The following is a 20,469-nucleotide window of genomic DNA, read 5'->3' on the forward strand; positions in this document are numbered from 1 at the left end:
AAAACTAACACATGCCACTAGCAGCCCGAATAACAGATATGCACGTTTGTCCTATGACAACAGGTCCAGTACCACATGTTGGAGGACCAATATTACCGCCAGGAGAACCAACAGTACTCATCGGAGGTTTACCAGCAGCAAAAATGGGAGACATGTGTGTGTGTACTGGTCCGCCAGATAGCATTGTAGCTGGTTCAGCAACAGTATTAATTGGTGGAATGCCAGCAGCACGCATGGGCGATTCTACAGCGCATGGAGGATCAATAGTAATAGGATGTCCAACCGTAATGATAGGATAACATGGATGTAACAGCAGCAACATACTTAGGAAAAGGATGGGATTTCCCTCCAACATTTCTAGAACGAAAAGGAGAAGTAAAACTAATTTCTGATGTAGAAGACATTGAAAAAAGTTTACAAACCATTATCACAACACGAAAAGGTGAGCGTGTCATGCGTCCATTATTTGGATGCGATCTTACCGATAAAATCTTTGAAAATCTCAATGCTACGCAAATCAACATTATGAAAAATAGAGTTGAGGAAGCTATCATCTTATTTGAACCACGAATAGATGTCATCAAAATAGCATTAGACACGCAAAATATACTAGAAGGTAAATTTTTAATCAAAGTAGAATACATCATAAGGGCTACAAACACTCGAAGAAACATTGTTTTCCCTTATTACCTAACTGAAGCAACAGACATATAATCATGCAAAACGATTGTACAGAAAATACACTAATAAAGTTACGCGAAGGCACTACGCAGCAATCGCGATACCATGCTTTACTCGATCCTGAAAGTGTTGAGCTTATGGGATTCGATGTAAAAGATTGGATGAACTTTGCGGAAGAATTTTCTAAGCATGTCAATCTATATAACAACAAAAATTACACAACACCAACAGGAACTTGGGAACCGTTTCACAATGCTTCCGAAGAAATCAAAGAAGTCATAGAAACCTATGCAGAAGGAGATGTAACGCCACAATTGGCACTCTTTATTGCGTTTCTAAAACTACTCAATCAAAGCAAAGAACGATTCAACAAAATCACAAAACGACACTTAGATTTCTATTACAAAAAAGTATTACAGCTTGATAAAAATGATGAAAATGCAGATCATGCATACATCATATTTGAATTAGCAAAAAATGCAGAACAACAATTTCTAAGTGATGAAACCTTACTAAATGCAGGGAAAGATGCTGATGGAAACACGATTCATTATCAGCTTGAAGAAGAAATTGTCATCAACAAAGCTACTGTCTCCGCATTAAAAAATACATACGCACATGAAGATGCCGCAAATTGGTATGCTTCTCCTATTGCAAACTCTGAAGATGGCGAAGGCGGCGAGTTTGAAACTGGAAGTACATCTTGGTTACCTTTTGGAGATACCGACAGAAACCTAGCCAAAAAAGGATTCTCTGTAAGTTCTCCTTCCTTATTATTGACAGAAGGAAAACGAACGATAACACTAATTGCATCTTATAACAAATTAGTGCTAAACACAAACTTAAAACCACTTCTGACAGTTGAACATACTGGAGAAAAAGGCTGGGAAACTCCAACTGTAAAATCTGCAGTTGTAAAAAACAATAAAATTACGATTGAAATAACACTGAATGAAGATGATGAAAAAATAGTAAACTACGACACGGAAATTCACGAAGGAAACTACACTACAACACATCCAATCATCCGTGTATTATTTGACCAAAACGACAGAAAAGAAACAACTTTTGAAACCTACACAACAATTTCTGAAGCAACTTTAGAAAGTGTAGAACTTGCAACAACAGGAATCTACAAAACAGGTATAACGGTGAAAAACGATTTGGGAAAAGTAAACACCGAAAATCCATTTTTCCCATTTGGACCATTAGCCAAAAAACGTGCGAAACTAAAAATTTCTTCCAAAGAATGGATTGGTAAACGCATCAGTGATGTAACTGTTTCCTTAGATTGGAAGGACAATCCAGATAATTTTGAAACGCATTACAAACATTACATTCAACAATACCTAAACATAACGCCGCCAGAAACTTTTATTTCTGTACATGCTGGATTAAAAACACCAATCGTAACAGGCGCAAACGGTTCACAACGTTTTAGAGTACTTACAGACTATATCGGAAGTACCAAAGATATCGTAGAAAGTGTTGCTGAGGTTGATAAAGTACTGTTGTCAAAAGAAGAACAATTTGCGCAAGAAGTAGACGTACGTTTAAAAACGGCAGACAAAAATAAAGATGCTGCTTTTGCACGTCCATTCAACCAAGATGAAGCTGCTGCACTAAGCTATGACTACAGTGCCGATAGAGATGACGCACAAGTTAATGTCACTTCTGACGGATCAGACAGTGGAAGTGTTTCAGACGATCTTTCAAATGGTACATCACAGCAAGATCAGCAAATGTTTACAGGAACTTCTACGGTAGAATTCAAACACTTCTTACCAACAAATCGCACGTATGTTCCAAAAATAACGGATGATTATTTCATTCAATTATCATTACAAAATAACTTTTTACATGATGCGTATGCAAAAATATATACATACTTGGCACTTCATAAATTTGCGTTGCCAAATGCACCATATGCACCATTTGCAGAAAACTTAAAAGTTGCAATTACCACAAAAGAAGTCTTTTCAGAAACGAAAAACGAGCTAGAATTATATCATGAGCTTCCTTTCGGAATCAATAAAATAAAAACAAGCAACGCAACGTTAGTTCCTCAGCCAGAAAATGGCGGACAATTATACATCGGAATTGATAAAGCAGTAGCCGATCAAAACATACAATTACTTTGTCAAATAGAAGAAGGTTCAGAAAATCCTGATGCCATTGAAGCCTATCAATTAGCAACGGTTACATGGCAATATTTATACAAAAATACATGGATTAATCTAAAACCAATCTTCTTACTCAAAGACCAAACCGACAACTTTTTAAAAGCAGGATTGGTAGCCTTTACTGTGCCAAAACGATTTGGAGAAAATACACTTTTTATAGAAGATTACTTATGGATTCGTGCCACAATTGACGAACCATATGATACAGTATCTAAGTTTACAAACATTCACGCGCAAGCAGTAGAAGTAAAATTCTTAAACAAAGAAAACACCTTAGATCACTTAGAGAACGGAATGCCTGCGGAAACAATTTCCAAACTCAAAGATCGTTTGGCTACAGTAAAAAAAGTAACGCAACCGTATGCTTCTTTTGACGGTTTTCCGAAAGAAAGTGACTTGGATTTTTACAGAAGAGTTAGCGAGCGTTTACGTCACAAAAATAGAGCCATCACGCTGTGGGATTATGAACATCTTATTCTTCAAGAATTCAACTATTTGCACAAAATAAAATGTCTAAATCACAGTACACGCTCCAGTTTCAAAACGCCAGGAGAAGTTCTATTGGTTGCGGTTCCAAACATAAAAGACCAAAATGTATACGATATCTATAAGCCAAAACTAAGTCAAACAAAACTAAACGCTATAGAAACGTACATCAATAAACTCAACACATTACACGTAAATGCAAAAGTAATATCGCCTGTATATGAAGAAGTACGAATCGGTTTAAAAGCACGATTCTACGAAGGATTAGATGCTAACTTTTATGCAAAACAATTGCAACAAGACATTGCACAATACCTTTCGCCTTGGGCGTTTGACAAAGATCAAATGATTTCTTTCGGAAACGCTATGTATGCAAGTGAAGTCATCTTTTACATTGAAAATCTCAACTACGTAGACTACATCAAAGATTTCAAAATGTTGCACGACGGAGAAGAAAAAGACGAAATCATACCAACAGACCAAAAAAGTATTTTAACCTCAGTATTGCCCGAATTGCATGCTGTAAACGCCATAACAACAACACTATGTCAATCTTAGATCAACATATTACCATACCGAGCAATGTACGCTACAATGACGATCTGGACTTTCAGTTTCTAAGAGACACAGGACAGCAATACATTCAAGATCTCAGTCGCAAACTATGGACCGACTATAACATTCACGATCCAGGAATTACCATCATGGAACTGTTATGTTATGCCATTACAGACTTAGGTTTACGTATTGATCAGCCCATTGAAAACTTGGTCGCTTCCGCAGATGACAACTTTGCTAAAATGCACGAGCAGTTCAAATCGGCAAAAAATATACTTACCTGTAAACCTGTTACGGTTTTAGATTATAGGAAACTATTCATAGACATCAAAGGTGTGCGAAACTGTTGGTTGGCGATTCACGATATATCGCTGTACGCTGAATGTAATCCTGAAGCACCAAAAATAGCATTTACACCATTTACAGATTCAGAATACAACTCAAAACCATTCAACATCAAAGGATTGTATACAATCTTGGTCGATTTTGAAGAAGGAGAGGAATTTGTTGAAGAAGAAATCATTGAAAAAATATTCACCAAATATCACAGCAACAGAAATCTATGTGAAGACTTGGTAGAAGTTAAAAAAATACCAAAACAATGCATAAGAGTTTGTGCGCAAATTCAACTTGAAAACCATGCAGATGAAGAACGCATTGATGCGGAAATTCAATGGAAAGTTGGTCAATATCTATCGCCAAATGTAAAAGCAAATACGCTCCACGAAATGCTCGATAGCGGACTTTCGTCAGATCAAATATTTGAAGGTCCAATCTTAGAAAATGGTTTTCTAACCACAGAAGAATTACAAAAGTCAGAGCTTCGAAAAGATGTACGTTTATCAGACATCATGAATATTATCATGAAAATTGATGGTGTAAAACTCATAGAAGATATCAGTATTGACAACTGTCCGCCAAAAACAGGAGACGAAGAAACGGAGTGCAATCAAAACATAAACGCAAAAAGTGATCCTTGGATTATTTGTGTGGCAGACAATCATTTGCCAGTATTATGTGATGAAAGTACCATAAAATATAAAAAAGGATTCTTGCCAATTGGCGTTAATCGCGAAATCGTAGCAGAAAACTTAGCACAACTCAAAGCCGAAGCCAAAGCAAGTCAGGAAAAATCATTTGACGATTTGCCAATGCCTTTAGGTGTGTACAACGAAATAAAGTACCAAACTACACAACACGATTTGCCTGAAAACTACGGAATCTCAAAATATGGATTATCAAATACAGTTTCAGACGAACGCAAAGTAAAAGCAAAACAATTACAAGGATATTTAGTATTTTTTGATCAAATTTTAAGTACATATTTCTCTCATTTAGAGCATATAAAAACACTATTGTCAGCTGATGAAGACTTGCAACAAACGTACTTTTTCAAAGCGGTAGAAGGCATCAATGGAATAGAGACATTACTCAAAGACTTTCCGGATTACAAAGAAAATGTGGAGAACATCATTGACAAACTAGAAGATTTCAATGCACGTAGAAACGAACTCTTAGATCATTTAATTGCTCGTTTTGCAGAAGTATTTGAAGATTATACCAACACGATGTACAAACTTTTTGGACGATCGAAAAACAGTGTAGACAACAACATCATCAAAACAAAAAATAGATTCATCAAAGAATACGATACCATAAGTTCAGAACGTGGATTGGCATTCAATTACAGAAAAACAAACCAGTGGAACACTACAAACGTTTCAGGTTTTCAAAAACGAATTGCATTGCTTTCTGGGTTAGACGATTATTCGCGTAGAGACTTATTTAACGATAATATTACGGTTGAAACGCTAAAACGCGTAACCATAAGTGAAGGCGTTCACATAGAATATCGCTGGAAAATAAAAAGCGATGACATGGTATTTCTATCATCTCAAAAAGATTTTGCTTCAAAACAATCAGCAATCAACGAATTACTCATAGTACTCAAACTAGTTACAAATCGTGAAAACTTTGTACTGCGCAGAACACAAACGCCTTCAAGACGCTATTACATAGCATTAGTTAATGAAAAAGATGAGGTAATTGGCAGACAGTACAATCACTATTACGATACAAAAACTGAAGCCATAGAAAAACGATTAGAAACCATTAAATTCATTGAAAATTTACTCTTTGATGAAGGATTCTATCTCATCGAAAACATCCTAACATTACCATACAAACGTGAGGAAATCAATGATATAAATGATTGTTTGCCATTATGTATAGATGAAAAATGTTTGGGTTGTAGTGAAATTGATCCGTTTTCGTATCAAGTAACCATCATATTTCCAGGATATACAGCACGATTTTCCAATATAGATTTCAGAATCTTTATGGAAGACCTAATTCGAAGAGAATTGCCAGCGCACATTCTTCCAAGAATATGTTGGGTAGGACACATTGATGGCGCCATGACGCAAATCGAAAGAATTCCGAAAGAAGATAATCCTAACATAAACATTTCGGATGTGGTGATTTCAACGCCCATCAATTTAGACGAAGTAATCATTGATAAAGTGTCAGAAGAAAATACAGAGAAAGAAATAACTAAAAACACAAAAGCATCTGTCTTTCGGTCAGGAGAACTCATGGAAGATGAAAATTACACCTACAAAATAATAGAAAACGACGAATTGTACGACATGAAATACGTGCAAAAATATTGGAAAGCATTTCTAAAATCAAAAGGAAGAGTTTCCAACGAATACATGGCAACGCATACAAGTACCAAAAACCTTTTATGTGCTATCAACCGAATGAATACCATATATGCAACAGGAACATTACACGATTGTAATGATGAAGATGGCGAATTGAAAAACAGAATCATACTCAACAGAAGCGCACTTGGATCACTCTAAAAGCGCAGTAGTTGTGAGAAGAAACAAACAATATCATAATAAATACGAAATCACATTTTGAAACACTAGCAATATGAAAATATTGAAACAATCAAAATGAAAAAAATACAATACAGATGAAAACAATAGAAAAAAAAGAACCGTATTTACATATATTAAACACACGAGGTAATATTTATGAAGAATTTTTACCAGATCAAGTGTTAACACACAAAAACCTAAATAAAATCGTAAATTACTTCGAAGATCAAGATCGATTAAGTCGAATTTACCTTACAGGAGTTGGTGTCGGTTGTGGTTTAAATATTGTTTCATCATCAACAAAACATATAGAAATTGGCCAAGGTGTAGGAATTACCACCGATGGCGACATCATAAAATCAGAAACACGTAGATTTCAATACTATTCAGCCCTTACGGACAAAGCAGAATACGATCTCTTTACAAAAGGTGACATGAAAGTATATGAACTCTACGAAAAAGGGTCAGCGGGACGTGAAAACGAGCTTCCGCTGGCTTCTTTTAGCACTAATGAAAGCACTACGCTAAAAGATTGTATTGTAATAGCGTATGTAGAAAGTTATACAGAAGATGAAGGATTATGTGGCGGTTCTGGCTGCGACGAAACTGGAAACAAAGTATTCAGTAATCTCAAATTTTTAATCACACACAAAAATAATAAAGACATACTAACTAGTGACGACACCATTTACCAAAGTCACGATGTATTGGACTATTATGACAAACTTCCAGATTTATGTTTGCCAAGAATCATTCTGACACCAACCAATACGAATGTTGGAATGCCAATCATTAAACAATACAAAGATACATTTATCTTAAAAGGCGATTTATATGTTGGAATATCTACCATCATCAGAAACTTTAGTCAACGCATCAACTTTCAAAAATATGGTGTATTAATCAGCGACATTGCCATCTATATTGATACCATTTTTAGCGAATTAGATGATGAATATGTACAATACAGATACGACTTACTAAAAGACTTAATTGATACATACAACGAAATCAGGTCATACATCTTGCACTCAAAATTTGAATGTGTACCTAACATTAAAGCATTCCCTAAGCACTTACTATTAGGAACTCCCGAACCAACCACACGATTAGAAACACGACACGACTTCTATCCGTCGCCAATGGTTTCTGAAAACGATGAAAACCTAATTGCCATCAGAACGTTGTGTATCAAATTTTTCTACCAACTCAAAGATTTCAATATCTTAAATTTTGAAAGTGCCCAAATAAAAATAACACCTTCTAAAACATACGATTTCAAACTAAGCGAACGTAGCATTCCATACTACTACAAAAGTGGAAGTTCGTTGGTAAACAACTGGAATCCTGAAGCAAATAAAAATCGAAGATCAAGCTATCAATTGGGCTATACAACGACCAATCTAAAAGATTTAGCGTGTATAAAAGATCCATTAAACTACAATCATCTCGACAAAGATTTCTACAGAATAGAAGGACATCAAGGGAAAAATTTTGTGCTCGCACTGCGAAACATTCTCAAAAAGAAAGCACAATACAACTTACCTTTTGATGTAAAAGCCATCAGTGTTGGCTATCCTGTAAACAAAATTTCGTTGGATGAAGATACTTGCGAAACAAAAGAATATGTAACGCTCATAAAAACGTGGGAAGAAGAATTTAACTGCACTGCCAACAGAGCAATTGATTTCTTCAGACGTTATCAATATACAGTTTTAGGTACAAATGATACTGTCTCCAGTGTACACACAGTACTCAAAGCAGCGCAAGCAGAAAATGACAAAGAAGAAGCCGTCAATGTAAAAACGCCAATAGGTATCGTAGAAAGCTTACAGGATAATCTAGCTGTAGCAGTTACAGAAACAAAAAATGTAAAAACAAGTTTTAAAACTGCAGCCAACCAAAAATATGCAACAGCAAAAGACAGAATTGTTCTCGGTGGCGATGTTGCCGCAAACTATACAACTCGTACCAATAGTGGCTACAAATACTCACTCGCTTTTATCATAGAAAATGTAGTTGATGGTATAAATCCTGAAAACTTAACGGCTGATTATGTAGTTTCACAAGTAGTTGCCGTGCTTGATAGAAGATCAAACAACCAAACAATTGATACAGATAGTAATGAATTCAAACTATACTTTGAAATTCCTATGCGACTCATTACACATCTTGAAATTGTAAAATACAGATTCATCAAGCAACTGCAAGATGTATATGTTACCGAGCGTTGGACAGCATTTCATAGTGCTTTCGCAGACTTATGTACAGAAGTAGAAAAAGTATTAAATACACTTTCAACCACAACCGAAAACGGAACATTTGGAAAATTAGTACATGACAAAATGTATGAATTTCTAGTTCATAAAATTGCAGGATTGTGCTGTATAAAAGAAAAATTTAATTGGCTCAAAACACAATTAGATGACATTCGATTAAATCTATACAAAGAATTAATTCTATCAAAATTTATAGAACAACATCCAGGTTTAGAACACATGGCAGGAGTTCCAAAAGGAGGAACATTCCTGTTAGTATATTTAGGTGAACGACAAGTGAAGCTTGAAGATGAAGATACCATTGTTGAAAAATTTGATAGAAAAGTACTCTTCGATTTTGCATTACCATACATGTGCATGTCAGAATGTGCACCAAAAACCATCGTATACAGCGATCTTGTAGATCCTGTAACTTTGGCAATAGCACGCAAAAAATTCTGTTTGCCATCAGATTCGGATCAGGTAGATTTTATTGTAGAACCAGAAAGAGGCGTGGTAACATCGCCAGACGGAGAAGCATTCATCATCACAACAGCACAAGGATACGCTTTTGATCCTACACAAGTGCCAGATGAACTACTCGGAGAAGGAATTCGTTTCCTCGTTGATGGAAAAATTCCAACCATTCCTATTGAAACCATGGTGTACAAACTACCAGAAGATGTAACGGCAAGTTACGAATTTGTCGCTTGGACAGAAGATGGTTTGGTTATCAACCTAAATGTAACACACGAATTAGAAGACTTACTGTACTTACAACACACTTGGAAACGCAACAACGGTTCGGAAATTGCCTTAGGTAAAAATCCGTCAAACATACTAATTCTTACAGAAGCAACACTTTTCCAAGAAGACATTACCATTCTAATTGATGTCATCGGAAATCCAGTACCATGTAGTTTGGAAATTCCGATAACGATTGATGAAGAACAAGAAATCATCGAAGTTGGTGTGAATATGACAGAAGAAATATGCTACAATGTACAAGAAACAACTCCAATTTCTGAAACAATAACAGTAACTCCTTCGGATGGTGTATTAACATCGCCACAAGAACCTGCAAATGGACAAAGCTTCATTGAATTCTTTGATGGCGTGTATACGTTAAATCCACTATTTGTTCCAGCGGCATTAGCAGGCGAACCAATCACATTTGAAGTCAATGGAATTCCTGTAGAAGACTTCGCAACTAGAGTATATTTCATACCAGGAACCATGACTACAGGAAGTGAAGTAATCAGTTGGGATGATACTGGTGTAAATATAAAACTTGGAGCAACGCATGCATATGATGACAAAGCATACTTCGCATACGAATGGGTAAATGAAAACGGAGAAGTAATTGCTAATACGCGAATAGTAAACACACGTTTTGATTCGCTTGATGGCGATGTAAACAGATCACTTTGTGTACGTGCTCAAGTCATTGGTTCAGAAGACGAATTATGTATCTCAGAAGAATTCACATTAGAAATCGCAGAAGTACGACCAGATATTACTGTAAGCATTCCTCCAGCAATTTGTTGGTTAGAAGATGAAGAGCTTGAACCAATAAACATTGTCGTTTCTGACGATCAAGCAGTATTAAAATGTCCAATAGCAGAAGAAATTGGGATTGAATTATTACAAGGCGATTCAGGAAACTATGCATTTAATAGTATTGCGGTTCCTAATGAGTTAATCGGAGTTCCAATCGAGTTTCAAATTGAAGACGAGCTAGTAGCTTCAACCGTTGTATACAAAGTTCCATCAAGTATAAATGCGAATTATGACAATCCTTCTTGGAATGGCAATACACTCAGTATCGATCTGAAAGCTACACATAGTTTAGAAGATCAAATAGATACCATTGAAGAATACTTACAATACATATGGAAAGATGCGCAAGGAGCAATTATTCTAACGGAAAAAGAACAAATTAACTTTGAAATCATTACCAACAACGGAAGTATTAACGAAAACTATACACTCGACGTTCAAGTTAAAGAAGAACTCATCGAAAATTCTTGCGAACATACAAACATAGAAATGGTTATAGAAGAAAATCGTCCAGATGTGACGGTAACTATAGTTCCTGAAATCTGTCATGTGGAATCGCAATCGGGAGTATTGAGATATGAAATCACCGTGACGCCTTCATCATTTAGTGTTTCATCTCCAGATGGAGTTGACTTTATACAAGGATCATTAGGAAACTACATGCTAAATCCTGCATTAGTACCAGAACAATTGCTTGGAGAAGACATACGTTTTGTGGCTGATGGCGAAGTAAAAGCCACAACCAAAGTCTACAAAATACCTGAACTCGTACAAACAAACATAAGCATTGCAAATGAAAGTTGGGAAACAGGAGGATTAGCTGTCGATCTTACATCAAACATTACCAATAGAAGCTATTACAAGTACGAATGGTTTATGCGTAAAGACAACGTAGATACACTACTCGATAAAGTAAGCGAACCGAACAGATACCTAATTCCTGACAATCAAAATGGTGTAAATGTTCAAGTATTCTTACGACTTTCAGCAAATACAAACGGAATCCTATGTTCGCAAGAAACCATAAAAACAACAGTACGTCGTTCGCGACCAGTAACGGTTTCAAAAAGTAGATTCTGCTTACCAGATGCACCAGTAATATTTAGAGGAGTTTCTGAAGATACAGGCGTGTTAAAAAGTACAAACAGCTCACTTCCTAGCAACGTTATAACAATAAACAGTGGACGTTATCAATTTAATCCTGATAGAGTACCGCAAACATTATGGGGAACAACGCTGCGTTTCAGTGTGGATAATATTACACAAAGTGGCTTGTCAATAATAGTGTACAAAACACCAATCAAAGAGACCATAGTGCAAGATATTCCTGCGTCAAAATGGATTCAAGGTGGATATGAATTTGTATTTACACATGACCTCATTGATAAAAACTATTTCTCATACCAAGTCATTCTAAAATCAAATCAAACTGTATTACAAAAAGTAAGAGAACATACCTATCTCGTACCAACAAATGACGATTTAATAAATGACCAAATAGTCGTGATGATCTCAAGTCCAGTAGGCGGATGTGTAGAAGAAAACACAATACCTGTTGCTACTACACGACCTGACGATCAACCTTTAGCACGATTAGAATGTTCAACTCCTTACGCAGACAGACTGCAAATATTAGGAGCAGATAGGGCACTAAATTCGCTCAAATTGAATTTCAAAGGACAACCGTTTGAAGATGTGCTCAAAAACGAAATTCTCGATCCGTTAGATCAAGTAATCATAGCCATCTTAAGCGCCAGAATTGTATCTACTCTTGTAGTTCCAGCTACGGCAGAAATAAACAGATTGAGAGGATTACTCATGAGCAAATATTACAATAACACTAATATCAATCCTGCGTTCAATCAGTTATTCCTAGAACTCGATGAAATCATGGAAGTCATCGTATTAGAATTGCTACGATGTGTAACCAATGTAGACGACAATCTGAACAATGAAATAAATACCTTCTTTACAGATTCAAATGCTAGAAATGCAGTATATGTAGAAAAACCTAGAACAATCATTACCAATACCTATGTAACTGGTTTCGTGCCTAAAGCTTCAGTGTTAAAACCAAAATTTGATACAGTATTCGCTGTAACAAAGACGAAGCGTAAATAACAGATGCATACGGTTCATAACATAGCATTTGAAGTAGAAGTGAATCATGAAGGACAGCACATTTCATGGGAAGAATACTATAAAGATTTCTTTCAAGATCGGCTGCTGCCTAAAATAGAACGCCTTTGTAACAATTGGGATACAAAATACCCAAACACAAAATGTAGCATAGACGAAATTGACATAAATGTAGAAGTTGAAAGTGTACATCTTGAAGAATTACAAGAAAAAATCATCACAAAAATTCAAGATCAATTAAATCAGATCAATACAAACAATACAGCGACTAACGGAAGTGTACGGGCAACCATCACTTCCTTAGCGTCTCCGTTTGATGCGCTACGCAGCTATCTAAAAAATGGCGTTTTACCAGCGTATATCTCTGTAAAAAATTTCAAAGAATGGTTGGGCAATATCGTACAATTTACAAGTGCTGAAAAAGAAACACTTACCACACTATTTGCGGCAAATGCACTAACTATAGAACGAATGTTATCGCTGTTGCGAAACGACTATGAAAAGTTTGCAACCATACTTGATACGAATCAAAAAATAACCAATCAATACCTGAAAATTGAAGCATCTTTCTTTAAAAAACTTCTAAAAGCAATCTGTGAAAAAACACAACTCAACTATCAAGAGGCTCAGGCAGAAATTTGGTTCAAAACGCTAGGACTTAGTAGCTCATTAGCACAATTCTCAAAAACGTTCATTCAACTACTAAAACCAAAAGCAACTACAGAACAAAAACACCTAAAAAATACCAACGAACATCAATTCGCGGTAACCATGTTGCAGGCAATTGTACAACACGATTTGCAACAACCAATCCGTATTTCAATTGACAAAATATTCGATATCACTAAAGGAACCACAAAAGAAACAAAGGCAGCAAATACGGTTCTAACGAAACATACATCAACAAAAAACAACGCTGAAAATGGTAAAATTGCACAACACGAAAATAGCGTAGATACAACAACAGAAAAAATAGGAAAAATAGCGAAATCTAACACGGATCAAACTAAACATACAATAAAACCTTCGCAAAAAACTACAACTGCTAACGAAACGCAGCAAACCGAAAATAATGTTCAAAAAAGTGAAAAAGCAGGCAAAAAGATAAAAGCAATCACGAATAATGTTGAACCGCAAGAGCTAAAAGACAAATCGGCTAACGAAATTGCAGCACAAAACGCCGAAAACACAAAGGTTTCAAAGGAAGCAAAACAGACCAAAACTACTGAAAAAACAGCAAATCAAAGTGAAGTAAAAAATGATGTAAAGGACAAGTCTAAAACAAGTCAAACATCGGAAAACAGTACAGAATCATCAAATAAATCAATCCAATCATCTGAAAAAACAAGGCAAGAAATTACAGGTAAAAATGTTGCCAAAGCAAATTCAAACCTACAAAAAACACAACAATCAGAACAATCGCAAACAGATGCAAAATCAACGATACATGATGCAACTTCAGAGAACTCAGTAAATTCAACAACACAAGGCAATTTAGATCAAAATAATACGATCAAAACTTCAGAAAAAGAAATTGACAATACCATTTTTGAAAGGCTTGCAAGGAACAACAAACCAATGCGAGAAATTCCACTAACAACGGAAAAAGCGGGACTAATTTTACTAAATCCATTCCTTGCACAATTCTTTAACGGAGCAAAATTAGTAACCGAAAACAATGAAATTTCAGACAACGGAAAAGCATGTATGTTACTTCATTTCTTGGCAACAGGAACAGAAAATGTAACTGATGTAGAACTTACGTTAGAAAAAATATGCTTAGGAATTCCGCTAGATACAATCATAAACTACCAAACGCCACTCACGGACGAAGACAAAGCTTTATGCGAAGAACTACTGCAAGCTGTCATACAACATTGGTCAGTACTAAAAAACAGTTCATCAAACACAATACGCGATATGTTTCTAAAACGTGAAGGAAACATAACGGTAACGGAAGACAGTATAAAATTAGTTGTAGAACGTTTTGCACAAGACATTCTCTTAGACAAAATTCCGTGGAGTATAGGATTATTTCAACTCAAATGGATGGACAAAATGATGCATGTTCAATGGTAATTTCAATGACAAAATCACTCTAAAAACACTATGGTTACAGCACGCGCTCAACAAAATACAACTGAAAAATCGAAGGGAAACAACACTCGATCAAGTCTGTTTATTGCGCCAACGCAACTAAAAAAAAATAGTGAAAATACAAATGAAGACAAAGAGATCGATTTATTCATAACACCAACAAAACAACAAAGTCTCCAACAAGATGCCGAAAAAGGCAACACAGAAACCGTTGAAAATACTACCGAAATAGCAGCGATACCAACAAACAGTAAAAATCTAGAAGAACAAAAGGAAGAAACAGCAGCAGAAACACAGGAAACACCACAAAATGAAACTGAGAAAACACCAACAGTAGTAAAAGAAGCTGCAAACAGTGATGTTGCCACAACATCGGAAACCTCTGGAGACGTAAAATCACAAACACCACAAAAGAGCAAAGCCAAAACTGGCGGCGGTGGCGGTGGCGGAAAAGCATACAACGTACCTGATGCTCCGCAAGCTGGAGTAGCTGAAAAAGAAGCTATAAAAGAAGAAGAAGGACCAGTAGCATTGCCAACTGAAAACAGTAAAGTATACGCAGACGGTTTGGCAAGTCAAAAACCAACCAACTTTATCAGAGGCGTAAAAGAATCAAGTAAAACCATTTCCGAAGTACAATCAAACGAACAAAATACGCTCAAAGAATCACTTCCAGAAATAGAGCAACCAACGGGAATTCCAACCAAATCTGCAGTACAAAAACAAAAAGCAAAAGCATCTTCTGAAAAAGCTGGCGAACAAATAAAAAGTGACAAATCGATCTTACCAGATTTAAGTCCGAAAGGAAAAAAAGAAGGCGCACAAATATCGACCAAAAGCGTTCAACCGCGAAGCTCTGCAATGGCACGAATTCGTAGTTTCTTCGGTTTAGGAAGAAGTGGAAGCGAAGAAGATCGAAAATCGCAAATAAAAAGAGGAATCAGCAAACTGCCAACTTCCGAAAGTGTTTCTACAAATCCAGGAACAAAGCCAAAAGTTGATCTTACCGGACAAGCAGATCCAAACAAAAACAAGAAAAACTTAGACGAGTCAACTGCAACGACAACGAAAGAACAACAAAAAAACATAGCGGAAAGCAAACTCTACAAAGGCGAAGACGACATCTATCCAGAAATGGAATTAGAAATGATGTCGCCAACGGTTGAACTTTCTACACCACCAAAACCAACAGCGCTTGCAGATGAAATGCCGCAATTATCTGCCGAAGTAAAAAATAACTTTGATGAAAATGCCAAAGCAAAACTTGATGCCGATTTAGCACCACATATGGAACGCCAAAATGCCGAATATGCTAAAATGGAAGCGGATCAGGAAAAAGAACGTCAAAAATCTGAAAAAGACATTGATAAAGAAACGGAACGTGTTAAAAAAGAACAAGAAAAGGCGCAAAACACCGCAAAATCTGATGTCAACACGCAACGTGGAGCTTGGCAAAAAGAAAATGAAAATGTCAAAAAAGAATACAGCGAAAAATCAGGTGCTGAAAAGAAAAAAATTGATGGTAAAATAGATGCGAAAGTCAAAGATGCCGATACAAAAATTACCAAAGAATACAATACCGCTAAAAAGAAGGCAGATAAAGAAGTAACCAAAACAGACAAAGAAGCGGCACGCAAAAAAGCACAAGCCAAGAAAGATTCGGAAAAGAAAAGTTGGTGGGACAGAGCCGTAAGCGCGGTCAGCAACTTTTTCGACAAGTTAAAAGCAGGACTCAACAAGCTCTTTGACGGACTTCGAAAACTTGTAAAAGGACTCATTGAAGCGGCTAAAAAGTTTGCCAACAAACTCATTGATCTTGCCAGAGATGCCATTGTAGGAATGATCAAAGTATTTGGCGAAGCTTTAAAAGTATTAGTAAACGTAGCATTAGCCGCATTCCCGAAACTTCGGGACAAATTTAATGCAGCCATTGACAAAGCCGTAAACTTTGCTGTTGAAGCGGTAAATACGTTGGCAGAAGGACTCAAAAAAGCGGTAAATGCCTTGCTCGATTTACTTGGAGCCGCATTAGATGCAATTTTGGCAGCGTATCAAGCAATATTCAATTTATTATTAGATGCGATGAAATTCCTTACTGTCGGTCTCATCAAAATAATGCAAGGACTCGCCAATTTGGTAAGTGCCGCGATAGAAATGCCTGGGAATTTTTGGGGACAACTCTCAGAAGAATTCTTGGGAATGGACGTCACAAAACCATTGCCATTTGAGCGAAACACTCCGTATACAATTCCTGGCGCACCTGACGTAGCAACAGCGACTGCCGATCCTGTACAAAACTATGTAGATAAAGGCGAGTACACACCTGAAGATTTTATGGTAGAATCTGTGCCAAACAATATGGAACTCTCAGACGAACTAATGGCGAAAGTGGCAATGTTACCAGAAAATGGCGAGATGGAGTTTGGAGCTTCCAATGTAGAAACCATGGAGCATTTAAACATAGCGGATACCGCAAATTCTACAGCTACTACAACTGAAGATCCAGGAGGAATTACAGAAAGTGTTGGCGATGCTGGCGGTGGCGGAATGGTAATGCCACCAGAATTATATGGAAACACTACAGGACAAATAGATTGGTTTATAAACAAACAAAGCGCGCAGGCTCCGAAAAATGTACCAGATTCAGCAGAAGGAAAACAGGCGGCAACTCAAGAAGCTATTCCTGCAGGAATGCGTGTATTAGAACCGTTGGGCGTAGGAGATAGACTCTATTACCTAAAAACACAAATGATGACCGCCATTCAGAAAAAATGGGAAGAAAATAAAGCCCTATACATTACCATTGGTACGTTGGTTGTTTTAGCAATCACAGCATTGGCAATTGCTACAGGAGGCGCAATATTCTCGCTAATTCCACCAGCATTACAAATATTTGCCGCACTCATGGCAGGAGCCGCATTGCTAAAAGCTTCAGGCTTCTTCGGAACATACATGTCCGAAGGTTGGGCAGGAAATATCGTAAAAGGTGGAGCCGCGTTAGCAAGAGCCATAGGAATCCTGTTAGTAGAATTGATCTTCATTCTATTATTTGACATGTCTTCACTCTTAAAAGTATTAAAAGCAGGTGTAAAAGGTTCTGTAAAAATGGCAATTACAGGAACCAAAAATACATTCAAAGCACTTGGAAGCGGACTCAAAGCTTCAGGAAAAGGACTGATGAAAACAGGTTCTAAAGTTGTTACAGGTGTTAAAGGAATCGGAAAAGGTGTTGGAAAAGGTGCTAAAACATTGGATGACTTTGCAAAGCGAATGATAAAGAAAGCGAAATTCAAAGGGTTCAAATTTACACGTAAAGGCAAATGGTTCCAAATCTACGGAAGTGTAAATCCTTGGGTATTATTGGCAAATGGAGAAGTGAAGGAAGTAAAAACGAAAGGAAAACGAATAGGAGAACCAAAAGGGCCTAGTCTTAAAGTCGGACAACATGGGAAATTCGTCACAAAAGAAGGAGATAAAACTATAGAAGGAATTTTAGTTGGAGTTAACAAAAAAGGTGGCGGGCCAGGAAGCTACGTACAGGGATTAAAAAATACCGAAGATGCTGCAAAAAGGCTCTCCAGTGCAGATGAAGTTGCCAAAGCTTTAGAAGTAAATAAAAATATCTATAAAAAATTATTTGATGAAATAACAAGATCAACAGATAATATTGCAAAAATTAATAGTAAAGGAGTTGCCCGAAATCCTCATTTTAGAAAAAATTTCTTTGATTATTTAACAAGTATGGGAGCTAATCTTTCCACAAATGCAAGAAAGTTTTTAGCGGTTCATCATGTCGTACCAAATGCTTTGAAAGGAAATGAAAAAATCTATAACTTATTATTAAAATTAGGGCACAATATTGATGAAGTCGAAAATGCGATTGGATTACCGAGAATTGATATGAAATTACTTGATGATTTAATTAAACAATTAGATAGTGTAACTGATGTAGTGAAAAATGCAGATGAAGTAGCTGAGATTACCAAACAAATAGATGAAATAAAAACTGCATTAAAATTGCCAGCTGATGTTGATTTAAACCAATTAAAGAGTATATTAAAAGAATTAGAAGATTTAAAAGGATCAACAATTCATGCAATTAATAGTTATCATCCTAGATTTAGCAAAGCAATAAAATCTAAAATGGAGGCGTTCTTAAAAAATTATGAAACTCTTGTAAAACAATACATTGACGATGGTTTGGAAGCTGGGTTAGCAGAAGCAAAGGCTTTAGAAGTAATGAGACCTAAAGTAACGATTTTCTTAGATAAAGTTATTGATGGTTTGTTAAAATCAGGTAAAGAATTAAAATAATACTTATGAATAATTACTACATATTAAATTTTGAAATATCTTCAAATTCATATACCGCAGAAGAAGTAACACTCTCTGATATGAGTGTTTATGATCAATATGCGGACGGAATTTCCCTGAAAGAAAAAGATATAAAAATTACATATCATAAAAACAGAGGAGAAGTTCAACATTTTATAGACAATCTCTATTCATTACCAACATTGTCAGAACAAGTAACTGAAATACTCTTGAAACACTGTAAAAATGAAATAGAATTATATCCTGTTCATCTTGAAAAAAAAACAAACTTAAATTTTTTCTTCGTTAATCTATTGCATTTAGTAGATGTTATCGATTTTGAAAAATCAGACTGTGTATTATTAACTCCTGATGTTAAAATTATTGAAGAAGTTGAAAAATTAGTGTTATTTGAAGAAAAGATTCAAGGATTAAATATTTTCAGATTAAAAGGGCTAAAACTTCAAATTGTAGTCTCTGAAAAACTAAAAAATGATTTAGAACAACTAAATCTTTCTGAACTAGAATTTATTCCAATAGATGAATTTACCTATGATATGAATTCTTTTGAATGGTAATCTTATGAAAATAACAGAACTGATACTACTTATTTGCGGAGGAACATTATTTGTATGTTCATTAGTCTTTATGTTTATGCTCTTCAAAAAAGACAAACCCATGATGAAAATGATTTGGTTTATGATTCTATCCTTTATTATGATGGGATTTTCGGTCATATCAAAAGCAAATGTGGCAGGATTATTTGAATATGAAAAAGCACAAGTATTATCAGATGTAGAATCACTTACGAATGCTTTGGCAACATGTCCTGAAAATGAAGAACTAAAAGAACAACTAGCCAAAAAAGTAGATCTTTTTGTCAAAAAAGAAGAAACTGTGGCAACTGAAAAACCAGAAGAAATTAAAAAAATAGGAAAAGCATTCTTAGCTCTCGGAAATGATGAAAAAGCAATTTCGTATTCCGAAAGAATTCTTGCCAAAGACACTTCAAATCAAGCAGCAAAAGATGTAAAGAAATTTGCACAAACACACCAATTTATCAAAGAATTGCCAAAATATGAAGGCGATAAGCGCACAATGGCACGCCAAATACTCATAAATATCAAAGAATTACAAGAATCGTCCACCATTCAAGAAGAACAATTACTCCAACTCAAAAAAATGTATCGAGAACAAGTAACTGACATGCGCAAAACGGAAACTCAATAATACCTATATGTAGTTAATAATAGAAAAAAACTATTTTTGTATATTTATTTCTTACAAAACTAACCAACAATTTTT

Annotated in this window: 9 protein-coding genes; all 9 read left to right on the forward strand. The window is 35.8% G+C overall.

Annotated elements, in window-relative coordinates:
- Positions 1-11: 11 nt before the first annotated feature.
- Positions 12-299 (forward strand): PAAR domain-containing protein, encoded by a 288-nt coding sequence (locus tag AA089_RS05040; RefSeq protein WP_046755829.1) that lies wholly within the window; start codon positions 12-14, stop codon positions 297-299.
- A gap of 1 nt (position 300) precedes the next feature.
- Positions 301-714 (forward strand): GPW/gp25 family protein, encoded by a 414-nt coding sequence (locus AA089_RS05045; protein WP_046755830.1) that lies wholly within the window; start codon positions 301-303, stop codon positions 712-714.
- 2 nt (positions 715-716) lie between these two features.
- Positions 717-3,908: a baseplate J/gp47 family protein gene (locus AA089_RS23485; protein ID WP_053002200.1), complete on the forward strand. Its 3,192-nt coding sequence runs from the start codon at positions 717-719 to the stop codon at positions 3,906-3,908.
- Positions 3,896-6,775 carry a hypothetical protein gene (locus AA089_RS05055; RefSeq protein ID WP_053002201.1) on the forward strand — a complete coding sequence of 960 codons (2,880 nt, stop codon included), beginning with the start codon at positions 3,896-3,898 and terminating at the stop codon, positions 6,773-6,775. Before AA089_RS23485 ends, AA089_RS05055 begins: the two co-directional genes overlap by 13 nt.
- Positions 6,776-6,891: 116 nt before the next feature.
- Positions 6,892-12,735, forward strand: coding sequence for a hypothetical protein (locus AA089_RS05060; RefSeq protein ID WP_046755831.1), 5,844 nt, complete (start codon positions 6,892-6,894; stop codon positions 12,733-12,735).
- Positions 12,736-12,738: 3 nt separating this feature from the next.
- Positions 12,739-14,832 carry a contractile injection system tape measure protein gene (locus AA089_RS23490; protein WP_053002202.1) on the forward strand — a complete coding sequence of 698 codons (2,094 nt, stop codon included), beginning with the start codon at positions 12,739-12,741 and terminating at the stop codon, positions 14,830-14,832.
- A gap of 30 nt (positions 14,833-14,862) precedes the next feature.
- Positions 14,863-19,164 carry a hypothetical protein gene (locus AA089_RS05070; protein WP_046755832.1) on the forward strand — a complete coding sequence of 1,434 codons (4,302 nt, stop codon included), beginning with the start codon at positions 14,863-14,865 and terminating at the stop codon, positions 19,162-19,164.
- Between the two features lie 5 nt (positions 19,165-19,169).
- Positions 19,170-19,742, forward strand: a complete 573-nt coding sequence (locus AA089_RS05075) for an imm11 family protein (RefSeq protein WP_046755833.1) — start codon at positions 19,170-19,172, stop codon at positions 19,740-19,742.
- A 4-nt stretch (positions 19,743-19,746) separates the two neighbouring features.
- Positions 19,747-20,394 carry a hypothetical protein gene (locus AA089_RS05080; protein WP_156168905.1) on the forward strand — a complete coding sequence of 216 codons (648 nt, stop codon included), beginning with the start codon at positions 19,747-19,749 and terminating at the stop codon, positions 20,392-20,394.
- Positions 20,395-20,469: the final 75 nt, after the last annotated feature.

It is taken from the genome of Kordia jejudonensis, from assembly GCF_001005315.1.
Taxonomy (GTDB): Bacteria; Bacteroidota; Bacteroidia; order Flavobacteriales; family Flavobacteriaceae; genus Kordia; species Kordia jejudonensis.

Bases quoted from the DNA above. Each gene is read 5' to 3' on its own strand.
- AA089_RS05040 (WP_046755829.1), top strand. From the start codon at position 12: ATGCCACTAGCAGCCCGAATAACAGATATGCACGTTTGTCCTATGACA.
- AA089_RS05045 (WP_046755830.1), top strand. From the start codon at position 301: ATGGATGTAACAGCAGCAACATACTTAGGAAAAGGATGGGATTTCCCT.
- AA089_RS23485 (WP_053002200.1), top strand. From the start codon at position 717: ATGCAAAACGATTGTACAGAAAATACACTAATAAAGTTACGCGAAGGC.
- AA089_RS05055 (WP_053002201.1), top strand. From the start codon at position 3,896: ATGTCAATCTTAGATCAACATATTACCATACCGAGCAATGTACGCTAC.
- AA089_RS05060 (WP_046755831.1), top strand. From the start codon at position 6,892: ATGAAAACAATAGAAAAAAAAGAACCGTATTTACATATATTAAACACA.
- AA089_RS23490 (WP_053002202.1), top strand. From the start codon at position 12,739: ATGCATACGGTTCATAACATAGCATTTGAAGTAGAAGTGAATCATGAA.
- AA089_RS05070 (WP_046755832.1), top strand. From the start codon at position 14,863: ATGGTTACAGCACGCGCTCAACAAAATACAACTGAAAAATCGAAGGGA.
- AA089_RS05075 (WP_046755833.1), top strand. From the start codon at position 19,170: ATGAATAATTACTACATATTAAATTTTGAAATATCTTCAAATTCATAT.
- AA089_RS05080 (WP_156168905.1), top strand. From the start codon at position 19,747: ATGAAAATAACAGAACTGATACTACTTATTTGCGGAGGAACATTATTT.